The organism is Pseudomonas sp. OG7 (assembly GCF_014192825.1).
Lineage (GTDB): Bacteria > Pseudomonadota > Gammaproteobacteria > Pseudomonadales > Pseudomonadaceae > Aquipseudomonas > Aquipseudomonas monteilii.
The window spans coordinates 466,429-489,506 of record NZ_JACHYK010000003.1; the positions used below are offsets into that span (position 1 = coordinate 466,429).

A 23,078-nucleotide genomic window follows, 5' to 3' on the forward strand; every position below is an offset into this window, starting at 1 on the left:
GAAGCCAATGATCGAACCCAAGCGCGTCCTGCGCGCCCTAGCCGAACACTGGGCCCTGATCGAGCCGCTGTGCGAGCGTTTCGACCAGGGCACCCTGAGCCTGGTCGAGCTGCGCCAGCACGTGGCCCGTCAGCAGGTCGAGAGCACCCCGCAGGACATCACCCAGCTGCTCGACGTATGGATCCGCCTGGATATCCTGGTCCCGGTGGCCAAAAGCCCGAACCGTTTCGAGCTCAACGCGCAGATCCACGACTTCCTCGCCTACCTGCGCCGCGAACACCGGCTGGGCCTGTGCCTGGAGATCGAAGCCTACCTGCGCCACCTGGAGCGCCTGGCCGGCCACATCCAGGATGCCTTCGACAACCGCGACAGCGACGACCTGGCGCGCCAGCTGCGCCTGCTCGACATGCGTGTGCGCGATGTACTGAAAAAGCTCGATAACGACGAGCAGGCGCTGGTGGCCGTGGCCGAGCGGGCCAAGACCAGCAACCGCCAGATCCCGCTGCGTCAGCGTTATGCTGAAGTCCTGGCCACCTGGGACGAATACGTCGAGCCGATGATCCAGCTGGTGAACGCCGACGGCGCCTTCGAACAAGGCGTGCGCAAGGTCGAGACCGTGCTGCTGAAGCTGCTGGGCGAACAGGCCCGTCTGGGCCACCTGGTCGACGACGACATGCTGCTGCGTACCCACGCGCGCATTCTGGAAATGCAGACCAGCGCCCAGCTCACCCTGCGCCATGCCCGTGAACTGCTGCTGCCGCTGCGTGAAGAAGCCCGCCGGCACAACGCCGTGACCCGTGGCGCTGCGCTGGCCCTGTCGGTGATCCGGCGCAAGGGCATCGATGCCGTGCCGCAAGCGGCCATGCCGATGTTCACCCGCCCGCAAAGCACCTTCCTGGGCAGCGCGAGCCAGGTCGAGGCCTATGTGTACGCCCTGGCCCGCTTCGAGCCCAAGCCGGCGCGCTTCCCCAAGGCCCACAAGACCCAGTCCGGCGCCCTGCCCCGCGCACCGCGCACGGTCAAAGAGATGGCCGAACGCTGCGAACAGGCCCTGCCGCTGCCCGACCTGATGGTCTGGCTGCTGGAGCAAGAACCCGAAGGCGCCACCGACGAGCTGCTGTACTGGTTCTCGCGCCTGTCGCGGGAAAAGCGCTTCAAGCGCGAACGCCTCGACCGCCGCGAATACACCACCCAGGAACACTTGGTCAGCCTGCGCTCGTTCGCCCTGACCTCCAGCCGCGAAGACGCCACCAGCGCGCCTACCGAACCCAACGCGAGCCCAGCCCATGCATCTTGATCTTTCCGAACTGTCCCAGCTCGCACCGATCTTCCGCGAGCTGTTCAAAGGCTTCCACGTCAGCCGCCGCGACCCGGAGCTGTACGCCCAGCTGTCGAACTTCCAGGACCAGTACCGCACCCTGTTCAAGGCCCTGGGCTTCGAGCTGGTGTGCGACACCCGTGGTTTCTACTACTTCGTGCCGGACATGACCGCCGCACAGGTGAACAAGACCGCACAGCGCCTGTCGCTGTTCACCTTCATTCTGGTCGAGCATCTGGCCGACCAGGGCCGCGATCCGATGGCCGTGCTCGATGGCGGCAGTATTGGCCGTGACGAGCTGCCCTCGCTGCTGGACAAGTACCGCGACCTGTTCCTGCAGGCCGAAGTGCAGACCGTGGACGAGCTGGAAGAAAAAATCCTGCGCCGCATGACCCAGCTTGGCTTTGCCCACGAAGAAGGCGGCATCTACCGCTTCTTGCCGCCGATGCACCGCTTCCTCGATGTGTGCCTGTCGGTGCAGCAGGACCGCGACCTGGCCGCCACCCTGCACAGCGACCTGCCGCTGCCCACCCCGGTACTGGTCGAGGAAGAAAGCCCCGAAGAACTCAACCGCACCGACGATCCGCTGGACCTCAGCCCGTTCGACGGCGAGGAAAGCGAAGAGCAAGCCTTGGCCCGGGCCATCCGCGAAGAGCAACAGGAGATTGACGCATGAGCCAGGAACGCTACGGCATCCGCCGCTTCGCACTGCTCAACACCGCCGGCTACAGCCTTGGCCTGTTCCCGCTGGAACACCCGCTGTCGGTGTACGGCGCCAACAACCTGGGTAAATCGGCGTCGATCAACGCCCTGCAGTTCCCGATCCTGGCACGCATGTCGGACATGAGCTTCGGCAAGTACAGCCTGGAGCAGTCGCGCCGCTTCTACTTCGCCAGCGACACGTCGTACATTCTCTGCGAACTGAGCCTGCCGCACGGCCCGCACGTGATCGGCGTGGTCGGTCGCGGCCCGGGTGGCGGTTTCGGCCACCAGTTCTTTGCCTACAAGGGCGAACTGGACCTGGCCCACTACCAGAAGAACGACACCTGCCTGCGCCAGAAAGAGCTGTTCACCAACCTTGAACGCTTAGGGATCAAGGCTTACGAGCTGAAGCCGGATGAACTGCGCCGCCTGCTGGTTGGCGGCCACACCTCGGTGCCGCTGGACCTGACCATGATCCCGCTGCGCTCCACCAGCGAGCAAAGCCTGAAAACCTTCCGCGCACTGTTCATCAACCTGCTGCACATGCGCGAAATCACCGCAGCCAAGCTCAAGCAGCTGTTCCTCGATGCGTTCGAGCACAGCCTGCGTTCGGGCAGCGTCGACTACATCGCCGCCTGCGAGGAAGCGTTCCGCGACGTGCGCCGCATGGAGCAGGACTACAACGCCCTGGTCGCCGCCGGCCCGCTGGTCGAGGCCCTGGCCGGTGGTGTGGCCCAGCGCGACATCCTGCGCGGCAAACTGCACCGCATTTCGCCCGTACTCGACACCCTGCTGGGCACCTGGCAGGAATACGCCATGGCGCGCAAGGAAGAGCTGGTCATCCAGTCCGAGCACTACCGTGGCGAGCAGGATCGCCTGCAGAATGACCAGCGCGGCGGCACCCAGGAGCTGATGCGCCTGGAGCGTGAAATCACCGGCATCCAGCGCTGGCTGGGCGAGCTGTCGGTGCTCAAGCACCGCTTTGCCCTGGTCGATGACGTCAAGGTCCTGGAACAGCAACTGTTGGCAGCCAAGGACGCCCACGACGAACTGGCCGGCGCCCTGGCCCAGTCGCGGCAGTTCAGCGCCGAAGACCTCGACGAGCGCGTACGCGACCTGGAAAAACGCCTGAAACAGGTCAAGCAGCAGCTCGACCACGCCGACAACAACAGCTACGCCCGCCTGCGCGAAGAGTTCTCGCAAGCCGACGTCGACCGCCTGATGCGCCTGTTCAACGGCGCGCTGTTCAGCCTGCCGCTGGGCGACCGTGGCATAGAGCTGGACGACAGCGACCTGTGGGTAAAATCGCTGGAAGCGGTGCTCGACGGCTTCAAGGGCGAGCGCTTCGAAGCGCCGGGCCTGGCCATCGACCTGACCAACATCGACCCGCCGGCACTGCAGGCCCTGGCCGACCGTGCCGCCCTGCGCGACCAGAAGGAGCGCCTGGAAAAAGAGCTGAAACAGCTCAAGACCCAGCAAGCCGTAGCCGCCGACCGCTCCGCCTCCAAAGCGCAAACCGAAACCCTGTATCAGGAAGTGCTGGATGCGCAAAAGGCGCTGGAAGACTTCCGCCGCACTGAAACCCTCAGCGCCGAAGAGCCAGAGAAGCTGGAACAACTGTCGCAGCTGGAAGCTGCCCAGGACGAATTGAAGCGTTCCAGCGACGCCTTCACCGAGCGCGTCCAGCAGCTGTCGGCCAAGCTGCAGCTGGTCGGCCGCCAGATCGGCGACCTCGAGTCCAAGCAACGCACCCTGGAAGACGCCCTGCGCCGTCGTCAACTGCTGCCGGCCGACCTGCCCTACGGCACGCCGTTCATGGAAGCCATCGACGACTCGATGGACAACCTGCTGCCGCTGCTCAATGACTACCAGGACAGCTGGCAAGCCCTGCAGCGCGTGGATAACCAGATCGAGGCGCTGTACGCCCAGGTGCGCCTGAAAGGCGTGGCCAAGTTCGACAGCGAAGACGACATGGAACGCCGCCTGCAACTGCTGGTGAACGCCTACGCGCACCGCACCGACGAAGCCCTGACCCTGGCCAAGGCACGCCGCGCTGCAGTCACCGACATTGCCCGTACTCTGCGCAACATCCGCAGCGACTACGACAGCCTCGAGCACCAGCTGGCCCTGTTCAACCGCGAGATCAACAAGCGCCAGGTGTCCAACCTGGAAAGCTTCCGCGTGGTGCTGGCACCGAACAAGGAAGCGCTCAAGCACATCGACCAGATCATCCACAGTGCCGGCCAGTACGAAGAAGGCGAAACCCTGTCGGTGTTCGACCTGACCCAAAGCGCCGAGCAGGACAACAAGAACGAAGAGGCCAAGGAGTACCTGGCACGGCTGGTGGCGGCCAACCACAACCAGCTGGGCCTGAAGGACCTGTTCGAGCTGGCGTTCGAGATCACCAAGGTCAACGGCCAACCGGTCATCCACGCCGACATCGACGGCGCGGCGTCCAACGGCACCACCATGACCATCAAGGCGCTGACCAACATGTACCTGTTGCTGCACTTGATGGACCGTGACCTGGCCGGGCGCATTCGCCTGCCGTACTACCTGGATGAGGCAGCAGACATCGACGAACGCAACCAGGCAGCACTGCTGGAGACCAGCCTGCAGCTGGGCTTCGTGCCGATTCTGGCGAGTGTGAAGCCTCAGGTATCGGCGCGTGTGGCGATCGACCTGGAAGGCGGTAGCGGGCCGAATGGCATCTACATCGACGAGGCGGACTGGAAGTTCATCAGCCGGCTGGATGAGGTTAAGGCGATTGTGCGTGAGGATCAGGCCGAAGAGTTGGCCTGAGGTAACCAGGGCCGCTTTGCGGCCCATCGCGACCTGCGATCGCTTCTACAGGGGTATCGCAATCTCCCGTAGGAGCGACCGCTGGTCGCGATAGGAGGCCGAAGGCCTCCCGGCGATCTGCAAGGTTATCAATGCGCCCAAGGCAAGATCGGTATCGCGGTCACCGCATTCTGCGGGCTGCCTTCGATCATGCGGTCGCTGTACACCAGGTACACCAGCGTATTGCGCTTCTTGTCCAGGAAGCGCACCACCTGCATGGTCTTGAACACCAGCGAGGTGCGCTCCTTGAACACCTCCTCGCCGTCCTTCAACTCACCCTTGAAGTTGATCGGCCCGACCTGACGGCAGGCAATCGATGCCTCCGCCCGGTCCTCGGCCAGCCCCAACCCACCCTTCACACCGCCTGTCTTGGCCCGCGACAGGTAGCAGGTCACGCCCTCGACCTTGGGGTCGTCGAACGCCTCGACCACGATGCGGTCATTCGGCCCGAGGAACTTGAACACGGTGGACACCTGGCCGATTTCCTCGGCCCCGGCCAGCATTGGCAGCACCAGCGCTGCCACTCCGATCACCCGCTTGAACAGGCTCATACCAGCACCAGGTTGTCGCGGTGCACCAGCTCCGGCTCGGCGCTGTAGCCCAGCAGGCTTTCGATGGCATCGGACGGTTGGCCAATGATCTTCTGCGCTTCCAGGGCGCTGTAGTTGGCCAACCCGCGCGCCACCTCCAGACCGTCCGGGCCGACGCACACCACCATCTCGCCACGGCGGAAACTGCCCTGCACGGTCTTCACGCCAACCGGCAGCAAGCTCTTGTTGGCCTGGCGCAGCGCCTGCACGGCACCGGCATCCAGCACCAACGTCCCACGGGTTTGCAGGTGACCTGCCAGCCACTGTTTACGCGCAGCGAGCATGCCGCGCTCGGGCGACAGCAAGGTACCCAGGCGCTCACCCGCCTTGAGGCGGTCCAGCACGCGCTCGATGCGGCCACCGATGATGATGGTGTGGGCACCGGAACGGGCAGCCAGGCGCGCAGCGCGCAGCTTGGTCTGCATGCCGCCACGGCCCAGGGCACCACCGGTGCCACCGGCCACGGCGTCCAGCGACGGGTCGTCGGCGCGGGCTTCGTAAATCAGCTGGGCTTCAGGGTTGTTGCGCGGGTCGGCGTCGAACATGCCATCGCGGTCGGTGAGGATCACCAGCAGGTCGGCCTCGACCAGGTTGGCCACCAGCGCCGCCAAGGTGTCGTTGTCGCCGAAACGGATCTCGTCGGTGACCACGGTGTCGTTTTCGTTGATCACCGGCACCACGCCCAAGTCGACCAGCGTGCGCAGGGTGCTGCGGGCGTTCAGGTAACGCTTGCGGTCGGACAGGTCGTCATGGGTCAGCAGGATCTGGGCGGTGTGCTTGCCGTGCTCGCCGAAGCTCGACTCCCACGCCTGCACCAGGCGCATCTGGCCGAGCGAGGCAGCCGCCTGCAACTCGTTCATCGCGCTCGGTCGCGTGGTCCAGCCCAGCTGGCTCATGCCGGCAGCCACGGCCCCGGAGGACACCAGTACCAACTCCACGCCCGCCTCACGCAGCGCGACCATCTGCTCGACCCAAACGGCCATGGCGCCGCGGTCGAGGCCTTTGCCATCGGCGGTCAGCAGAGCACTGCCAATCTTCACGACCCAGCGCTTGGCGCCCGTCACCTTGCTTCGCATCTTCTTCCAACCTATGTCGAATCTGTAGATACCGTGGATACAAAAACGCCGCTCCAGAGAGCGGCGTTTAGTGTACTGCAACCGATCAGTCGCGCACGTAAATGATTTCCGGGCCGTCTTCGTCGTCCTCGAAATCATCGTCCCAACCGTCATCGTCGCCGATGTCGTGCACGCTCTTGACGCCGGTACGGCGCAGGGTACGCGCGTCGTCCAGGGCCTGCAGCTGGGCACGGGCTTCGTCTTCGATACGCTGGTCGAGGTCGGCCAGTTCTTCGGCGTAGGCCGGGTCGTTGGCCAGGCGGTCGGCGCGGTCTTCGAGGTAGCGCATCAGGTCGTGGCTGAGCTTTTCGGTGCCCTGCTTGGAGATGGCCGAAATCACGTAGACCGGGCCTTCCCATTGCAGGCGCTCGACCACTTCCTGAACGCGCGCATCGCGCTCGTCTTCCATGACCATGTCGGCCTTGTTCAGCACCAACCAGCGCTCACGCTCGGCCAGCGACGGGCTGAAGCGGGTCAGCTCGTTGACGATCACTTCGGCGGCATCGGCCGGGCTGCTTTCGTCCAGCGGCGCCATGTCGACCAGGTGCAGCAACACGCGGGTACGCGCCAGGTGCTTGAGGAAGCGGATACCCAGGCCGGCCCCCTCGGAGGCGCCTTCGATCAGGCCGGGGATGTCGGCGATGACGAAGCTCTTCCAACGGTCGACGCTGACCACACCCAGGTTCGGTACCAGGGTGGTGAACGGGTAGTCGGCCACTTTCGGCTTGGCTGCGGAAACCGAGCGAATGAAGGTGCTCTTGCCGGCGTTCGGCAGGCCCAGCAGGCCAACGTCGGCCAGCACTTTCATTTCCATCTTCAGGTCGCGCTGGTCACCTGGTTTGCCCGGGGTGGTCTGGCGCGGTGCACGGTTGGTGCTGGACTTGAAACGGGTGTTGCCCAAGCCGTGCCAGCCGCCTTGGGCGACCATCAGCTTCTGGCCCGGGGTCACCAGGTCACCGATCACTTCCTGGGTGGAAGCGTCGATCACGGTGGTGCCGACCGGCACACGCAGGAACAGGTCCTCGCCTTTCTTGCCAGTGCAGTCGGTGCTACCGCCGTTGGCGCCGCGCTGGGCCTCGTGGTGACGGGTGTAGCGATAGTCGACCAGGGTGTTGAGGTTTTCGTCGGCGACCATGTACACCGAGCCGCCGTCGCCACCGTCACCGCCGTTGGGGCCACCGTTCTCGATGAATTTTTCGCGACGGAAGCTCATGCAACCGTTGCCGCCGTCACCGGCCTTGACCCGAATGGATACTTCGTCAACAAACTTCATTAAAACCGCCTCTCGTCGGCAGACGAGCTGAATGACTCAAAAACATGAGGCTCTTGCAAAAATGAGCGCGGCGGCCCCGTACGACCGTAGAAACCAACGCCGGCAACCCAGACAAACAGCTTTGCAAGAGGCTCACCACAAACGAAAAAGCCCCGTCGCATGACGGGGCTTCTGGAGCGACGTCGCGATTAAGCGGCGACGATGCTCACGTAACGGCGCATGAACTCGCCTTTTTTCTCGAACTTGATCACGCCTTCGATCTTGGCGAACAAGGTGTGGTCCTTGCCCATGCCAACGCCGTAGCCAGCGTGGAATTCAGTGCCGCGCTGACGGACGATGATGTTGCCTGGCTTGATAACCTGGCCGCCATACATCTTCACGCCAAGGCGTTTAGATTCTGAGTCGCGACCGTTACGAGTACTACCACCAGCCTTCTTGTGAGCCATGGTTCAATTCTCCAAATAAATTCAGGGGATCTAGGGGATTAAGCCTGGATGCCGGTGATTTTGATCTCGGTGAACCACTGGCGGTGGCCCATACGCTTCATGTGGTGCTTACGACGACGGAACTTGATGATGCGAACCTTGTCGTGGCGGCCTTGCGAAACGACTTCGGCCACTACTTTAGCGCCAGCAACAACTGGAGCACCGATGGTGACTTCTTCACCGTTGGCGACCAGCAGAACGCGATCGAAGGTCACGGATTCGCCAGTGGCGACTTCCAGTTTTTCGATCTTGAGGAATTCACCTTCAGCGACTTTGTACTGCTTGCCGCCGGTAACGATTACTGCGTAAGACATGGTATTTCTCCGATAATCCTGCTCACCCAGCGCTTTATATGATGAGTATTGGCTGGCATGGCTGCATGGGGCTGGAACGGCCCGGTGCAATTGCGTAAGGCAGGTGCTGCCCAGGAAGTTAGGGTGCGCGATTGTACGCAACCCAGGTTTTGCTTGCAAGTGCCGCCCCCGGCCAGCTGGCACCGCGCCTTGACACACCGGGACCTGCGACCTAGCATGCCGCGCAACCTCACTGGAGCAGCCGATGCAACCCCAAACCTTCTACCGTGCGGTGGCTGATGATTTCAGCGCCGTCGACGAGATCATCAAGAAGCAGCTGACCTCGCGCGTGCCGCTGGTATCGAAGATCGGCGACTATATCACGTCCGCCGGTGGCAAGCGCCTGCGCCCCCTGCTGGTGCTGCTGTGCGGCAAAGCCCTGGGCCGCGAAGGCGACGACCTGCGCCTGCTGGCCGCCACCATCGAATTCCTGCACACCGCCACCTTGCTGCACGACGACGTGGTCGACATGTCCGGCATGCGCCGCGGCCGCTCCACCGCCAATGCCCTGTGGGGTAACGCGCCAAGCGTGCTGGTGGGCGACTTCCTTTATTCGCGCTCGTTCGAAATGATGGTCGAGCTTGGCTCGATGCCGGTCATGCAGATCCTGTCCAAGGCCACCCGCGTGATTGCCGAGGGTGAGGTGCTGCAGCTGTCGCGAGTACGCGATGCCAGCACCACCGAAGAAGTCTACATGGAAGTCATCCGCGGCAAGACCGCGATGCTCTTCGAAGCCTCGACCCACAGCGCTGCCGCGCTGGCCGAAGCGACAGACGAACAACGCGAAGCCCTGCGCACCTTCGGTGACCACCTGGGTGTGGCCTTCCAGCTGGTCGACGACCTGCTGGACTATAAAGGCGACTCGCAAACCCTGGGCAAGAACGTGGGTGACGACCTGGCTGAAGGCAAGCCTACCCTGCCGCTGATCTACACCATGCGCGAAGGCACTGCCGAACAGGCTGCACTGGTGCGCCAGGCGATCCAGAAAGGTGGCCTGGAGGACCTTGAGCAGATTCGCGTGGCCGTGGAGGAATCGGGGGCGCTTAAGTACACCGCAGAGCTGGCCCGTGATTACGTGAAGCGTGCCATCGAGTGCCTCGAAGTGCTGCCGGCCAGCGAGTATCGGGATGCGCTTGTTGAATTGAGCGAGTTTGCGGTCGCGCGTACTCACTGATAGACCGAGCCGTCTTCATTCGCGGGCAAACCCGCTTCTACAGGATTTGCGACTGTAGGAGCGTGTTTGCCCGCGGTGCTTTTGTCCGGACATAATCCCTTCTGGAAAAATACCTTTTACAATGCAGGCCTTTAACCGCCCGTCTGTTTGTTTGAGGAACCGAAGTGAGCACTCTGCCACCCTGCCCTAAATGCAACTCCGAATACACCTATGAGGATGGCACTCAGCTGATCTGCCCTGAATGCGCCCACGAATGGTCGGCCAGCGGCGATACCGAGGCGGCCAGCGACGAGGTGGTGAAAAAGGATTCGGTCGGCAACATCCTGCAGGACGGCGACACCGTCACCGTGATCAAGGATCTCAAGGTCAAGGGCTCGTCCCTGGTGGTCAAGGTCGGCACCAAGGTCAAGAACATCCGCCTGTGCGACGGCGACCACGACATCGACTGCAAAATCGACGGCATCGGCGCCATGAAGCTGAAGTCCGAGTTCGTGCGCAAAGTCTGATTACACAAAAATCTGCCAATTGGCGCTTGCTATTTAGATAATAAGAATTATTCTCATTGGGACTGCTATCCAAGGAGAATAGCCATGACTTATCTGATCGACGCCTGGCTGGATCGCCCTCACCCCTACCTGCGCATTCTTCATCGGGAAACCGGCGAAGTGTGCGCGGTGCTTGAAGAGGAAGCACTCGACGAGCTGCGTGACCAGGGAGACCTGGACATGAGCGGGCTGAATTCGAGTGAACCGGGGGTGCTCAAGGAGCTGGTGCGGAATCTGTTTCTGTTCTGCTATGCGCGGGCGTTGCGCCCGGCGGGAACGGATTGGAACTGACAGGTCTGGCGAGGGCTTCGCCCTCGTTCGCGGCGCAAGGCCGCTCCTACAGGGGTACACATATTCATGGGAAAATGCATACCCCTGTAGGAGCGGCCTTGTGCCGCGAATGGGCCGCAAAGCGGCCCCGAGGCATTACAGAACGTCGAGCAGCTCGACGTCGAACACCAGCACGCTGTGCGGCGGGATGCTGCCAACGCCTTGGGCGCCGTAAGCCAGCTCGCTCGGCACGTACAGGCGCCATTTGCTGCCTGCGTTCATCAGCTGCAGGGCTTCGGTCCAGCCCGCGATCACGCCGCCTACCGGGAATTCAGCCGGCTGACCACGGTCGTAGGAGCTGTCGAACACAGTGCCGTCGATCAGGGTGCCGTGGTAGTGCGTGCGCACGTTGTCTTCGCGGGTCGGCTTGGCGCCTTCACCGGCGGTCAGCACTTCGAACTGCAGGCCCGACGCCAGGGTGGTGATGCCTTCACGCTTGGCGTTCTCGACCAGGAATTCTTTGCCAGCAGCAGCAGCGGCTTCGGCCTTGGCTGCGGCTTCGGCTTGCATCACGTCACGGATGACCTTGAAGCTGGCCGACAGGTCGGCTTCGCTGACGCGGCTGTCGGCGCCATTGAAGGCATCGGTCAGGCCGGCCAGGATGGCCTCCAGGCTGACACCTGGTGGCGGGTTGTCGCGCAGCTGGCCGCCCAGCTGACGGCCGATGCCGTAGCTGACGCGGGTTTCGTCGGTGGACAGGTTGAGTTCGGACATTGTCGTGCTCCACTGCAGGGCGCAGTGCAGCCGCGCCCTTGATGAAAAGGGCGAGCAGCCTAGCACACTGGGGCGCTGCGAGCAGCTACCAGGCCGAACGCTGGGAAATCGGCACCTTCAGGTCTTCTTCCGGGTGCGTGCCCATGCCGCACATTTCATCTTGCACCGACCAGTGCACCAGGTTCATCGAAACCATGGGGATGGTTTGCAGCAACTTGCGCGCATCCTCCACCGAGTGCACACGCAAGCGCTCACCACGGGTGTCGGACAAGGGGTGGGCACGGCCTTTGACCCGGGCCTCGAGCAGGTAGTCACCGCCTTCGATGGCGATCAGGTTCAGTTCATCGACATGGCCAGCCCTGGCCTCGGTATTGAGCTGATGCAGGTTCATGAGAGCACCTCGCGACGGGAACCACGCATGAGAGCTCATTTTTTGTACAGGTCGGCTGAAAGCACAAGCCAGAAACAACACCGCCCGTCCGTTTTGCAACGGACGGGCGGCGCCAACAGCTATCTGGCTCAGTGCTTGGTCAGCTTGTCCAGGTAGCCCATGCAGAACGCCGACACCACGAAGGTCATGTGGATAATCACGTACCACATCAGGTAATCGGTGGAGATGTTCTGCGCATCCATGAACACCCGCAGCAGGTGAATGGATGAAATCGCCACGATCGAAGCAGCAACCTTCATCTTCAGCGACGAAGAGTCCATCTTGCCCAGCCAGTTGAGCTTCTCTTTGCTCTCGTCGATATCCAGTTGCGAAACGAAGTTCTCGTAGCCGGAAATCATCACCATCACCAGCAGGCCGCCCACCAGCGACATGTCGATCAGCGACAGGATCACCAGGATCAGGTCGGCTTCGCTCAGGGCGAAAACGTTGGGCAGGACGTGGACCACTTCCTGGAAGAATTTCAGCGCCAGGGCCAGCAGGCCGAGGGACAGGCCGAAGTAGATGGGTGCGAGCAGCCAGCGCGAGGCATACATCGCATTTTCGAGGATACGTTCCATGAAGTTCAGGACTCATCAGGTGACTAAAAAACGACGGCGAGTATAGCCAGCCACCTGTAACAGCAAAAGCCTGGGGCCGCAAAGCGGCCCCAGGCTCAATCAAGTCTCAGGATGAAACTGGTAATCCCCCAGGTTCCGGCACCGCTCGCCATTGATCTTGCGCAACTGCGCCTGCAGGTGCAGGCACCAGATCTGCGGGTCCTCGGCCACCTGGTACCCGTGCAAGGTCAGGCTGTCGACAATGGCATTGAGCACCGATTCGGCCACAAGCGGCCCATGGAAAGGCCCTTGAGCCTTGATCGCAGAGGGTTGTTCACCGGCCATGCCGGCGGCAAACAGCAGCGTCCACATGCCGTTGTCCCCAGCCAGTGGGCGGATACTGCATTCGATGCGGGTCACCAGGCCCAGGCACTGGCGTGTGAGGCTGAGGTTGCGCATGGCCGCGTCCCCTCCAAAGAGCCTTGTTCAGCCTGTACCTCAGGCTGTTTCCATCCTGAACGCTGTACCGTCCTTAAGTTCCAGCATAGAAGAACCGTACAGAAAGATGGAAAACCGGCGCTGAACGGTAGCACATCGCCGCTAGCGCCGGTTTATTGACTCAGGCCGGTTTGGCCTGGGCAATCACCTCTTCCAGGCGTTCCTTTTCTGCCTTCTCGATTTCTTCCTCGCTGATCATTTCGGCGATTTCGCGCAGGCGTTCCACCACCCGGGCATTGACGCTGCCCTCGGTGAACTGGCCGTTGTCATCGAGCACTCCGGCCTCCTCGCCTACCAGCAGGCTCAGCGCCTCATCGGCCTGGCTGACCGCGTAGACGTGGAACATGCCGTTCTCCACCGCCTGAAGCACGCGCTCGTCAAGCATCAGGGTGGCAACGTTGGCACGCGGGATGATCACCCCCTGCTCACCGGTCAGGCCACGGGCCTCGCAAAGGCGGAAGAAGCCCTCGATCTTCTCGTTCACCCCACCCACTGCCTGCACTTCACCAAACTGGTTGATAGAGCCGGTGATGGCGAAGCACTGCTTGAGCGGCGTGCGCGACAAGGCCGAAATCAGCGTGCAGGCTTCGCCCAGCGAGGCGCTGTCACCGTCCACATAGCCGTACGACTGCTCCAGCGCGATGCTCGCGGAAATCGCCAGCGGGAACTCCTGGGCATAGCGGCTACCCAGGTAACCGGTCAGGATCATCACCCCCTTGGAGTGAATCGGCTGACCCAGGTTGACCTCGCGCTCGATGTCGACGATGCCGCTGCCGCCCGGGTACACGGTGGCCGAGATGCGCGCCGGCATACCGAACGCCGAGTCGCCCACTTCCAGCACGGTCAGGCCGTTGCACTTGCCAATGGCCGCGCCCTCGGTGTCGATCAGGATGATGCCGGCAAGCATGTCGTCCAGCACCCGCTGCGACACACGCCCGGTGCGGGTGGCCTTGGCCTTCAGCGCACGTTCGATGTGCCCGGCGTCGGTCATTTCGTCACTGGCCAACTGGCGGATGAAGTCGGCTTCGCTGACCAGTTGGAACAGGTCACCGATGCGTGCCGACAGGCGCGACTGGTTCTCTGCCAGGCGGGCGCTGTAGGTCGCCAGGCGCGCGACCGCGTCACTGGTCAACGGCGCCATGCCCTCTTCGTTGGTGCGGGTACGCAACAGCTGGGCGAATTGCTCCAGGTTCTCGTCGACCATGGGCATGTCTTCGTCGAAGTCCACCAACACCCGGAACATCTCCTGGAAGTCCGAGTCGTGGTCCTGCAAGGCGTAGTACAGCTGGCGCGAACCGATAATCACCAGCTTGACGTTGAGCGGAATCATCTGCGGCTGCAGGCTGACAGTGGCAACACGGCCCAGCTCACCGATCGGTGATTCCATCTTCAGCTTGCGCGACTGCAAGGAACGCTTGAGCGCATCCCAGACGAACGGCTCGCCCAGCATCTTCTCGGCTTCGAGAATCAGGAAACCGCCGTTGGCACGGTGCAACGCGCCCGGGCGCAGTTGGCGGTACGAGGTGTACAGCGCGCCTTGGTCGGTGCTGTATTCGATACGGCCAAACAAGTTGTCGTAGGTCGGGTGCGGCTCGAACACGACCGGCGCACCACCGGCAGCATGGTGGCCGACCACCAGGTTGGGGGCGTACTGCTCTTCGAGCAGCTTGCGCGCGGCAGCGTCGGTCTTGCTGTCGTCGACCAATTGCTCGACTACGGTGCGCAGCAGGTTCAGTTGCACCGACTGCAGGTAGGCGCACACTGCCGCGTTCTCGGCATACTTTTCCGACAACGGCGCCAGCAACGGTTGCAAGGCCAGGGTAATGGTTTCTTCATTCAGCTGGCGCAGCTGGTTGTTCGACTCACGCTTCCATTGCGGCAGGCTGGCCAGCTCTTCGTTCAACTGCTCTTCGAGCTGGGCAATGTCCTCATGGAACTGTTCGCGCACGTCTTCCGGCAACTGGGCGAACTCGGCTTCATCCAGCGCCTTGCCGTCTGCCATCGGGGTGAAGGCAACGTTGCTGGCATCGCGGTACAACGCTACGTCCTTTTCCAGCGAGGCGCGCTCGATCACATCCAGGGCACGGTCATAACGCTGGTTGAAGGCACGGTCGATGGCGCCCTTCTTCTGCTGGTACGACGGGTGTTCGAACACGGCCGGAAAGGTCGCCAGCAGGTTGTCGATCAGCCCGCCCATGTCGGCAATGAACGCTCCGGCGCTGCCGGATGGCAATTCCAGCGCACGCGGTTCACGGGTGTCGTCGAAGTGGTTGACGTAGACCCAGTCAGCCGGGGTCTGCTGGCGCTTGCCCTCGGCCTTGAGGTAGCGCTTGACGAACGAGAAGCGGCCGGTACCCGGCTCGCCCATGACGTACACGTTGTAACCGGGGCGTGGCATGGCCACACCAAACTGCAGGGCCTCGACAGCACGCTCCTGGCCCAGGACTCCGCGAAACGGCTCCAGATCGTCGGTATTGGTAAAGGCAAACTGCTCGGGTGAGAAACGCCGGGTCAGGGCTTCAGGCGCGAGACGCAGGCGCGCAGCGACAGGATCGGGCATTGGGTTTCCTTACTTCGGCGGGGCAGATACGCAGCATTCTGGCGCTGCCTGCGCGCGCCTTGCAAGGCTCTGCGGGACTTTATGTCGCAGCCCATGCACGTCATGTGACAGCAAATTTTTCGCAATCAACAACGCAACCTTTAGATCGTGCCTAAACTCCAAGCTGCGCGGGTGGGTGAAATGCTTTCCCGACCTGGCAACCGAGTTGCCAGAAACCCTGACCCTTGGTTAAGACAAAGAGAACAAATGCTATGAAACGGATTCTTCTGGGTACTCTGTTCACCGTGGTCTCGCTGAACGCCATGGCCGAAGCGCCAGGCGGCCCGAACTGCGGCTGGGGCAACATGCTGTTCGAAGGCCAGCGCGGCACGCCGGCACACTTCCTGGCCTCCACCACCAACGGCACCTCCGGTAACGCCACCTTCGGCATGACCTCCGGCACCAACGGCTGCTCCACCAAAGCCTCGCTGACCTACGGCGGCAAGTCGTGGTTCGCCATGAACGGCATGATGAACGAGCTTTCCGAAGACATGGCCATGGGCCAGGGCGAAGCACTGACCACCTATGCCGTGGTCCTCGGTGTGGCCCCGGAAGACCGCAGCTACTTCCAGTCGGTCGCCCACCAGCACTTCAACCAGATTTTCACCAGCGCCGACGTCACTGCTGAAACTGTCCACAGCAACACCCTGGCCGTTCTGAAGAACGACCCACGCCTGGCCAAATACGCTACCGAGGCCTAAGCCCAGCTGCTCCCGCCCCACCCGGGGCGGGTTTCGCCTTTTTCGGCATCGTCAAGAAGTAGTTGCCCGATATGCTCAAACGCCTCGCTGCCCTGGCGCTGTGTGCCTGCGCCCCTGTTCATGCCGCGCCCGTACTGGATCAAGGCCGTCTCCAGCAACTGGCCAACACCCCTTACTGGATTGCCCTGGGCCATTACGAAACCGCCAAGCTCGGGGGCTGGCGCAGCTATGTGGACGACGATGCGTTCTTCCTCGCCAAGGACGGCGCACACCACCCCGACCAGGAGCTGCAAGCCACGGTCGAGGCGCTGTATGCCCCGGCCAGCCTCGGCGACAAGCATGCCCAGTGTGTATTCCCAGCACGCACCCGCTGGCTACGTGAACAGCTTGGCCTGCAGGGCCTGCCGCAACCGGATTGCCAGGAATTCAAGACCTGGTACCAGTCGATCGACCCGCACAGCGCCGCGTTGATTTTCCCGGCGGCCTACCTGAACAGCCCATCGTCCATGTTCGGCCACACCCTGCTGCGCATCGACCAGTCCAACACCCGCAGCGACGACACCACGCTGCTGAGCTATGCGATCAACTTCGGTGCCTACATCGAAGGCAGCGACAACAGCATCCTGTACGCCTGGAAGGGCTTGATGGGCGGCTACCCGGGGCTGTTCGCGCTAATGCCCTACCAGGAAAAACTGTCCGAATACCGCAGCCTGGAAAACCGCGACCTGTGGGAGTACCAGCTGGACCTCACCCCCGAAGAAACCGGGCGCATGGTCGAACATGTGTGGGAGTTGAAGCAGATCCAGTTCGACTACTTCTTCTTCGACGAAAACTGCTCGTACCGCCTGCTGGAGCTGCTGCAAGTGGCCCGACCGAGCCTGGACCTGACCTCGCAGTTCCCGTTGACCGCCATCCCGACCGATACTGTGAAGGCCGTGAAGCAGTCCGGCCTGGTCGCCAGCGAGACATACCGCCCTTCTCGCGAACGTGAATTGCTGGCCCGCGCCGAGCCACTGGACCACGACGAAAAGCAGCAGGTGCTGGCCGTGAGTGCCGACACCGCACAATTGCAGAGCCCCGAATTCAAGGCCCTGCCCCGCGAACGGCAAGCGCTCGTGCAAGACGCCGCGTACCGCCTGGAGCGTTACCGGGCCAATGGCCAGGAGCGCGACCCTGGGCAGGCGAAGCGCAGCTTCGAGCTGCTGCGGGCGATCAACAGCAACCCGCCGCCACCCTTGCAGATCGAACGCCCCGGCTTACCCGAGGATGGCCACGATTCACGCACCTGGCAGCTGGGAGTGGGCACCCGTGAAGACCGCGCCTACGCCGAGTATGGGCTGCGCATGGCCTATCACGACCTCAACGACAACGCCTACGGTTTCCCGCTGGGTGCCCAAATCGAGATCCTGCAGTTGAAAGTGCGCCAGTACGAAGGCAACGACTGGCAAGTGCAGCGCCTTGACCTGGCCACCATCCGCTCGCTGACGCCGCGCAACGCCTTGCTCAAGCCCTGGTCATGGCAAGTGGCTGGCGGGCTGGAGCGCGTACCCGGCAAGCACGATGACGAAGTGCTGGTCAGCCATGTGAATGGTGGCGCCGGGGGTACCTGGCAGTTGGCCGACGGGTTGCTGGGCTTTGCCCTGGGGACCGTGCGGGTCGAGCATCACAACGATTTTTCCCAGTTCATCGCCCCTGCGGCGGGGTTCAATGGCGGCCTGCTGTGGCGCAACGGGCTGGGCAACATGACACTGGAGGCCAAGGGCGACTACTTCACCAATGGTGAAGTACGGCGCAGTGTGAGCCTGAACCAGCAGTGGGAGATCAGCCAGAATTTGGGCGTGCGGTTAAGTGCATCGCGCGCGTTCAGCCACCTGGCGACGGCGCAGAATGAGGTGATGCTGGAGCTGAAGTGGTATCACTACTAGTGACCCAATCGACTCTTTGACACCGTTTTGACAGCTCCCCGACAAATCGCCACCTAGACTTTCCATTATCAATTGGAGGGCTGGGTGGTTATGTCGCGGTACTGGTTCGGCGTGTGCATGGCGTTGTTGCTGTCAGGTTGCGAAACCACCCACGAGCAGATGGTCAACCGTGGTTATCCGCCTGCCTACGCCGATGGCTTTCAGGACGGCTGCAGCAGCGGCCGCCAGGCCGCCGGGCTGATGGTGGGCAACTTCCGCAAGGACGTGCCGCGCTACCTGCACGAACGTCAGTATGAAACCGGCTGGGACGACGGCTTTCGCCAGTGCCACGCCATGCAGAACAGCGAAGAACAGCGCGAGTACCATGAGCGTTTCTGGGACCAGCGCGACCGCGACTGGGAGCAGGAAAAAGACCGCGACGCGGCACGCGCCTATCGCCACAACTGAGTCGCAAACGGACATCCCTTGAAACCGGCGGCCTGCCATGCTGGTCTTCAGCACAAGGAGGCCCAGCATGAGCCGAGCATTCGTCAACGAAGACCAGGCTGCCGACCAGGCCGACCCGCCCGTCGAGCGCCGCGTCAGCGAACAACCCAACTACGTCACTGCCAACGGCCTGCGCCTTTTACAGGCGCGCCTGGCCGAACTGAATGCCCTGCGCAGCGAACTGCAGGCGCAGGGTGAGCGTGCCGACAAACAGCGCATGGCCGAGACCGAGCGGGACCTGCGTTATTTCACTGCGCGGGTGCAGAGTGCCCAGGTGGTGCCGGCAGCGACTTCACGCAGCAAGGTGCAGATTGGTAGCCGGGTGCGGTTTGTGGATGCCCAGGATCAGGAGCAGGTGGTGCAGCTGGTGGGCGAGGATGAAGCGGATGCCGGCCGGGGCTTGATTAATTGGGGCTCACCGTTGGGGCGGGCGTTGCTGGGCGCAGGGCCTGGGGATGAGGTGGTTTGGCGGCGGCCGGTGGGGGATCAGGAAATCGAGATTATCGAGATTGGTGGTTGAAAAACCTGGGGCCGTGTTGCGGCCCCAGGTGATCTCGAATCAGACCACGCCTTGAGCCAGCATCGCATCGGCCACTTTCACGAAGCCTGCGATATTCGCACCTTTGACGTAGTTGATACGGCCATCCGCCTCTTCACCGTAGTGCACGCACGCATGGTGAATCGACTGCATGATGTTGTGCAGCTTGCTGTCCACTTCACCGGCAGTCCACAGCAGGCGCATGGCGTTCTGCGACATTTCCAGGCCCGACACGGCCACGCCGCCGGCGTTGGAGGCCTTGCCCGGGGCGTACAGAATGCCTGCGTCCAGGAAGATATCCACAGCCTCAAGGGTGGTCGGCATGTTGGCGCCTTCGGCCACGCAGATACAGCCGTTGCGCAGCAGGGTGCGGGCGTCTTCGGCGCCCAGTTCATTCTGCGTGGCGCACGGCAGGGCGATGTCGCACGGCAGGCTCCACGGAGTCTGGCCCTTGCGGAACTCCAGGCCGAACTGCCCGGCCAGCTCGCTGATGCGGCCACGCTTGAGGTTTTTCAGTTCCATCACCGCATCCCACTGGGCGTCGGTCAGGCCAGCTTCGGCGTACAGGGTGCCTTCGGAGTCGGACAGCGAGATCACCTTGCCGCCCAGGTCCATGACTTTGCGCGCCGCATACTGGGCCACGTTGCCCGAGCCGGAAATCGCCACGCGGCAGCCATCGATACGCTTGTCCTGGCGCTTGAGCATTTCTTCAGCGAAGTACACGCAGCCATAACCGGTGGCTTCGGGGCGGATCAGGCTGCCGCCGTAGGTCATGCCCTTGCCGGTCAGCACCGAGGTGAACTGGTTGGCCAGGCGCTTGTACTGGCCAAACATGAAGCCGATTTCGCGGGCACCCACGCCGATGTCACCGGCCGGTACGTCGCAGTCAGCACCGATGTGGCGGTACAGCTCGCTCATGAACGCCTGGCAGAAGCGCATCACTTCGGCGTCGCTCTTGCCTTTCGGGTCGAAGTCCGAGCCACCTTTGCCGCCACCCATGGGCAGCGAGGTCAGCGAGTTCTTGAACACCTGCTCGAAGGCCAGGAACTTCAGCACGCTGAGGTTCACCGACGGGTGGAAGCGCAGGCCGCCCTTGTACGGGCCGATGGCGCTGCTCATCTGGATGCGGTAGCCGCGGTTGACCTGCACCTTGCCCTGGTCATCGACCCAGGAAACGCGGAACAGCACAGCACGCTCCGGCTCGACCATACGTTCGAGGATGCCGGATTGCAGGTAATGCGGATTGGCTTCAAGGAATGGCCACAGGGTGCGCAGCACCTCTTCCACCGCCTGGTGGAACTCGGGTTGGCCTGGGTCACGCTGTTGCAGGCGTGCAAGGAAATTGTCGACAGATTCGATCATGGTAGACATCTCACCGAAGGGTTTGGACTTATTGGTTTTTTTCAGGAATGTACCAAGAAGCAATCGCACTGGAATAGGGCGCGATGTCGTTTTTTTGAAATTATTTGGTGCGTTTTATGTAAGTGTATACAAAATTCTTGCCGAAACAGCCGTTTTCAAGGTTCACCAAGGCACAAAAATGGGGCTCCGTAGAGCCCCATCCTTGTGCATCTCAAACCGGCTTACTGGGCCAGTTTTTTGTGCCGTACACGGTGCGGCTGGGCAGCAGCATCGCCCAGGCGCTTTTTGCGGTCGGCTTCGTACTCGGTGTAGTTACCCTCGAAGAACACCACGTTCGAGTCGTCTTCGTACGCCAGGATGTGGGTAGCCACACGGTCCAGGAACCAACGGTCGTGGGAAATCACGATCGCGGCGCCCGGGAAGTCCAGCAGGGCTTCTTCCAGCGAACGCAGGGTTTCAACGTCCAGGTCGTTGGACGGTTCGTCGAGCAGCAGGACGTTGCCGCCCTCCTTCAGGGTCAGCGCCAGGTGCAGGCGGCCACGCTCACCACCGGACAGGTCCTTGACGAACTTCTGCTGGTCGCCCCCCTTGAAGTTGAAGCGGCCAACGTAGGTACGCGACGGGATCTCGTAGTTGCCGATGCGGATCATGTCGGAACCGTCGGAAATCTGCTGGAACACGGTCTTGGCGCCGTCCAGGTCTTCGCGGCTCTGGTCCACGCAGGCCAGTTGCACGGTTTCACCGATCTCGATGCTGCCCGAGTCCGGCTGTTCCTTGCCCATCAGCATGCGGAACAGGGTCGACTTACCGGCACCGTTACCACCGATAACGCCGACGATAGCGCCTTTTGGCATGGCGAACGACAGGTTGTCGATCAGCACGCGGTCGCCGTAGCCTTTGGTGACGTTCTTGAACTCGATGACCTTGTCGCCCAGGCGCGGGCCAGCCGGGATGTAGATCTCGTTGGTTTCGCTGCGCTTCTGGAATTCCTGCGACTGCATTTCTTCAAAGCGCTGCAAACGGGCCTTGGATTTGGACTGGCGAGCCTTGGCGCCTTTGCGCACCCACTCCAGTTCCTCTTTCATGGCCTTTTCGTGGGCGCTCTGCTGCTTGGATTCCTGCGCCAGACGGTCCGACTTGGCTTCCAGCCAGCCCGAGTAGTTGCCTTCGTACGGGATGCCGGCGCCGCGGTCCAGTTCCAGGATCCAGCCGGCGACGTTGTCGAGGAAGTAACGGTCGTGGGTAATCGCAACCACGGTGCCCGGGAAGTCGTGCAGGAAGCGCTCCAGCCAGGCCACCGAATCGGCATCCAGGTGGTTGGTGGGTTCGTCGAGCAGCAGCATGTCGGGGGCCGACAGCAGCAGGCGGCACAGGGCCACACGGCGCTTCTCGCCACCGGACAGGTGCTCGATGCGGGCATCCCAGGCTGGCAGGCGCAGAGCATCGGCGGCGACGTCCAGCTGGCGCTCCAGGTTGTGGCCATCGGCGGCTTGCAGAATGGCTTCCAGCTTGGCCTGTTCGGCAGCCAGCTTGTCGAAGTCGGCATCCGGTTCGGCGTAGGCGGCGTAGACCTCGTCCAGGCGCGCCTGGGCGTCCTTGATCACGCTGACGGCTTCCTCGACCACTTCGCGAACGGACTTGTTAGGGTCCAGTTGCGGTTCCTGCGGCAGGTAGCCTACGTTGATGTCGGGCATCGGACGGGCTTCGCCGTCGAATTCCTTGTCGACGCCCGCCATGATCCGCAGCAGGGTCGATTTACCGGCGCCGTTCAGGCCGAGCACGCCAATCTTGGCGCCCGGGAAGAACGACAGGGAAATGTTCTTGAGAATTTCCCGCTTCGGCGGCACGACCTTGCTCAGCCGATGCATGGTGTAGACGTATTGAGCCAAAACCAAGCCCTCTAATCAGATAGGTAAAGACATCGACGATCGCCCCGGCGCGCTGGCCAGGGAGATGTGTGTTTGGGTGTCGTTGAACAAAGTCGACCATTCTACGCCAACGCACGGCGTTGCATAGGAGGGGCGATGGTGGGCTGGGATCGGAGTGATCCCTGGGAGAAACGTATTGCCTGTGCTGGCCCCTTCTCGGCTTTAGCCGCGAAAGGGCCGGCACAGCAGCCGAAAATGGCTCAGACGTGACGCTGTGGGGCCTTGCCACGCGGCAACCGACAACGGTCACCCTGCTCGGCCAGGCGCGCAGCCCAGGCAGACTTCACGCTGAAGCCACCGCTGCGGGCAGGCTGCTGCTCGGCAACCTTGGCGGGTTTGGCGGCCGCAGGCGCCGTGCTGACCACCTTGGCTACCGGCTTGTTGGCCGCAGCAACTGCAACTGCCGGCTCTGCTGCCGCCTTGGCGGTCTTGCGCAGTTCAGCCAGCGATGGGGCCTTGCTTTTGGCGGCGTTGGCCGCCTCGGGTTTGCTCAGCGAACGCTGGCAAGACTTGCAGGATACGTCCTCGGTCACGGCAGTGCTGACAAGGGTCTGACTGCTGCGCCCACAGGCGGAATCGAGGCCATTGGAGGAAAAGTGAGTAACCAAAACCGA

23 protein-coding genes are annotated in these 23,078 nt (G+C 62.5%); 10 read left to right on the top strand and 13 right to left on the bottom strand.

Annotated elements, in window-relative coordinates; all coding sequences use genetic code 11:
- The first annotated feature begins 7 nt into the window (after nt 1-7).
- From mksB to mksF, 3 genes are read left to right on the top strand one after another with little or no spacing between them, the layout of a single operon-like run.
- Nucleotides 8-1,297 carry an Mks condensin complex protein MksB gene (gene mksB / locus FHW75_RS10255; RefSeq protein WP_016713342.1) on the top strand — a complete coding sequence of 430 codons (1,290 nt, stop codon included), beginning with the start codon at nt 8-10 and terminating at the stop codon, nt 1,295-1,297.
- Complete coding sequence (mksE, locus tag FHW75_RS10260; protein ID WP_016713343.1) at nt 1,287-1,994, top strand: Mks condensin complex protein MksE; 708 nt, start codon at nt 1,287-1,289, stop codon at nt 1,992-1,994. The genes mksB and mksE overlap by 11 nt, the downstream gene beginning before the upstream one ends.
- Nucleotides 1,991-4,822: an Mks condensin complex protein MksF gene (gene mksF / locus FHW75_RS10265; protein ID WP_089230423.1), complete on the top strand. Its 2,832-nt coding sequence runs from the start codon at nt 1,991-1,993 to the stop codon at nt 4,820-4,822. The genes mksE and mksF overlap by 4 nt, the downstream gene beginning before the upstream one ends.
- 128 nt (nt 4,823-4,950) lie before the next feature.
- Here the strand turns inward: mksF and FHW75_RS10270 are convergent, their stop codons facing one another.
- The 5 genes from FHW75_RS10270 to rplU all read right to left on the bottom strand — a co-directional run bounded on the left by FHW75_RS10270 (nt 4,951) and on the right by rplU (nt 8,638).
- The gene (locus FHW75_RS10270; protein ID WP_019096697.1) at nt 4,951-5,412 is read right to left on the bottom strand and encodes a CreA family protein; all 462 of its coding nucleotides are present in this window, start codon (nt 5,410-5,412) and stop codon (nt 4,951-4,953) included.
- On the bottom strand, nt 5,409-6,527 hold the full coding sequence (proB, locus tag FHW75_RS10275; protein WP_025754691.1) for a glutamate 5-kinase: 1,119 nt from the start codon (nt 6,525-6,527) through the stop codon (nt 5,409-5,411). Before proB ends, FHW75_RS10270 begins: the two co-directional genes overlap by 4 nt.
- An 85-nt stretch (nt 6,528-6,612) precedes the next feature.
- The gene (cgtA, locus tag FHW75_RS10280; protein WP_016713347.1) at nt 6,613-7,839 is read right to left on the bottom strand and encodes an Obg family GTPase CgtA; all 1,227 of its coding nucleotides are present in this window, start codon (nt 7,837-7,839) and stop codon (nt 6,613-6,615) included.
- A 188-nt stretch (nt 7,840-8,027) separates the two neighbouring features.
- On the bottom strand, nt 8,028-8,285 hold the full coding sequence (gene rpmA, locus FHW75_RS10285; protein WP_003247464.1) for a 50S ribosomal protein L27: 258 nt from the start codon (nt 8,283-8,285) through the stop codon (nt 8,028-8,030).
- Nucleotides 8,286-8,323: 38 nt separating this feature from the next.
- A complete protein-coding gene (gene rplU / locus FHW75_RS10290; RefSeq protein WP_003247466.1) occupies nt 8,324-8,638 on the bottom strand; it encodes a 50S ribosomal protein L21 in 315 nt (104 codons plus the stop codon).
- Nucleotides 8,639-8,882: 244 nt separating this feature from the next.
- Here rplU and FHW75_RS10295 point away from each other — a divergent pair, with 244 nt between their 5' ends.
- The 3 genes from FHW75_RS10295 (at nt 8,883) to FHW75_RS10305 (ending at nt 10,687) form a co-directional block, all read left to right on the top strand.
- Nucleotides 8,883-9,851, top strand: a complete 969-nt coding sequence (locus FHW75_RS10295; protein ID WP_016713348.1) for a polyprenyl synthetase family protein — start codon at nt 8,883-8,885, stop codon at nt 9,849-9,851.
- 164 nt (nt 9,852-10,015) lie between these two features.
- Nucleotides 10,016-10,357, top strand: coding sequence for a zinc ribbon domain-containing protein YjdM (locus tag FHW75_RS10300; RefSeq protein ID WP_016713349.1), 342 nt, complete (start codon nt 10,016-10,018; stop codon nt 10,355-10,357).
- 84 nt (nt 10,358-10,441) lie between these two features.
- Nucleotides 10,442-10,687, top strand: a complete 246-nt coding sequence (locus FHW75_RS10305) for a hypothetical protein (RefSeq protein ID WP_016713350.1) — start codon at nt 10,442-10,444, stop codon at nt 10,685-10,687.
- A gap of 135 nt (nt 10,688-10,822) precedes the next feature.
- On the opposite strand, the gene FHW75_RS10310 is transcribed toward FHW75_RS10305, so the two are convergent.
- The 5 genes from FHW75_RS10310 to FHW75_RS10330 all read right to left on the bottom strand — a co-directional run bounded on the left by FHW75_RS10310 (nt 10,823) and on the right by FHW75_RS10330 (nt 15,485).
- Nucleotides 10,823-11,440, bottom strand: a complete 618-nt coding sequence (locus tag FHW75_RS10310; RefSeq protein WP_016713351.1) for an FKBP-type peptidyl-prolyl cis-trans isomerase — start codon at nt 11,438-11,440, stop codon at nt 10,823-10,825.
- Between the two features lie 85 nt (nt 11,441-11,525).
- A complete protein-coding gene (locus FHW75_RS10315) occupies nt 11,526-11,831 on the bottom strand; it encodes a DUF6482 family protein (RefSeq protein WP_016713352.1) in 306 nt (101 codons plus the stop codon).
- Between the two features lie 128 nt (nt 11,832-11,959).
- Nucleotides 11,960-12,448: a TIGR00645 family protein gene (locus FHW75_RS10320; protein ID WP_003247486.1), complete on the bottom strand. Its 489-nt coding sequence runs from the start codon at nt 12,446-12,448 to the stop codon at nt 11,960-11,962.
- A gap of 99 nt (nt 12,449-12,547) precedes the next feature.
- Nucleotides 12,548-12,886 carry a hypothetical protein gene (locus FHW75_RS10325; RefSeq protein ID WP_084297418.1) on the bottom strand — a complete coding sequence of 113 codons (339 nt, stop codon included), beginning with the start codon at nt 12,884-12,886 and terminating at the stop codon, nt 12,548-12,550.
- 160 nt (nt 12,887-13,046) lie between these two features.
- The gene (locus FHW75_RS10330; RefSeq protein WP_019099374.1) at nt 13,047-15,485 is read right to left on the bottom strand and encodes a Lon protease family protein; all 2,439 of its coding nucleotides are present in this window, start codon (nt 15,483-15,485) and stop codon (nt 13,047-13,049) included.
- 251 nt (nt 15,486-15,736) lie between these two features.
- On the opposite strand from FHW75_RS10330, the gene FHW75_RS10335 reads away from it, so the two are divergent.
- The 4 genes from FHW75_RS10335 (at nt 15,737) to FHW75_RS10350 (ending at nt 19,156) form a co-directional block, all read left to right on the top strand.
- Entirely contained in the window at nt 15,737-16,225 is a 489-nt protein-coding gene (locus FHW75_RS10335) for a DUF3015 domain-containing protein (protein WP_016713355.1), read from the top strand.
- A 71-nt stretch (nt 16,226-16,296) separates the two neighbouring features.
- A complete protein-coding gene (locus FHW75_RS10340; protein ID WP_025754693.1) occupies nt 16,297-18,150 on the top strand; it encodes a DUF4105 domain-containing protein in 1,854 nt (617 codons plus the stop codon).
- A gap of 90 nt (nt 18,151-18,240) precedes the next feature.
- Nucleotides 18,241-18,597 carry a hypothetical protein gene (locus tag FHW75_RS10345; RefSeq protein WP_025754694.1) on the top strand — a complete coding sequence of 119 codons (357 nt, stop codon included), beginning with the start codon at nt 18,241-18,243 and terminating at the stop codon, nt 18,595-18,597.
- A gap of 67 nt (nt 18,598-18,664) precedes the next feature.
- Nucleotides 18,665-19,156 (top strand): GreA/GreB family elongation factor, encoded by a 492-nt coding sequence (locus tag FHW75_RS10350; protein ID WP_025754695.1) that lies wholly within the window; start codon nt 18,665-18,667, stop codon nt 19,154-19,156.
- Between the two features lie 39 nt (nt 19,157-19,195).
- On the opposite strand, the gene gdhA is transcribed toward FHW75_RS10350, so the two are convergent.
- The 3 genes from gdhA to FHW75_RS10365 form a co-directional block, all read right to left on the bottom strand.
- Nucleotides 19,196-20,536 carry an NADP-specific glutamate dehydrogenase gene (gdhA, locus tag FHW75_RS10355; protein WP_019099378.1) on the bottom strand — a complete coding sequence of 447 codons (1,341 nt, stop codon included), beginning with the start codon at nt 20,534-20,536 and terminating at the stop codon, nt 19,196-19,198.
- Nucleotides 20,537-20,757: 221 nt separating this feature from the next.
- A complete protein-coding gene (gene ettA / locus FHW75_RS10360) occupies nt 20,758-22,425 on the bottom strand; it encodes an energy-dependent translational throttle protein EttA (protein WP_025754696.1) in 1,668 nt (555 codons plus the stop codon).
- Between the two features lie 239 nt (nt 22,426-22,664).
- Nucleotides 22,665-23,072 carry a hypothetical protein gene (locus FHW75_RS10365; protein WP_019099379.1) on the bottom strand — a complete coding sequence of 136 codons (408 nt, stop codon included), beginning with the start codon at nt 23,070-23,072 and terminating at the stop codon, nt 22,665-22,667.
- Between the last annotated feature and the right edge of the window lie 6 nt (nt 23,073-23,078).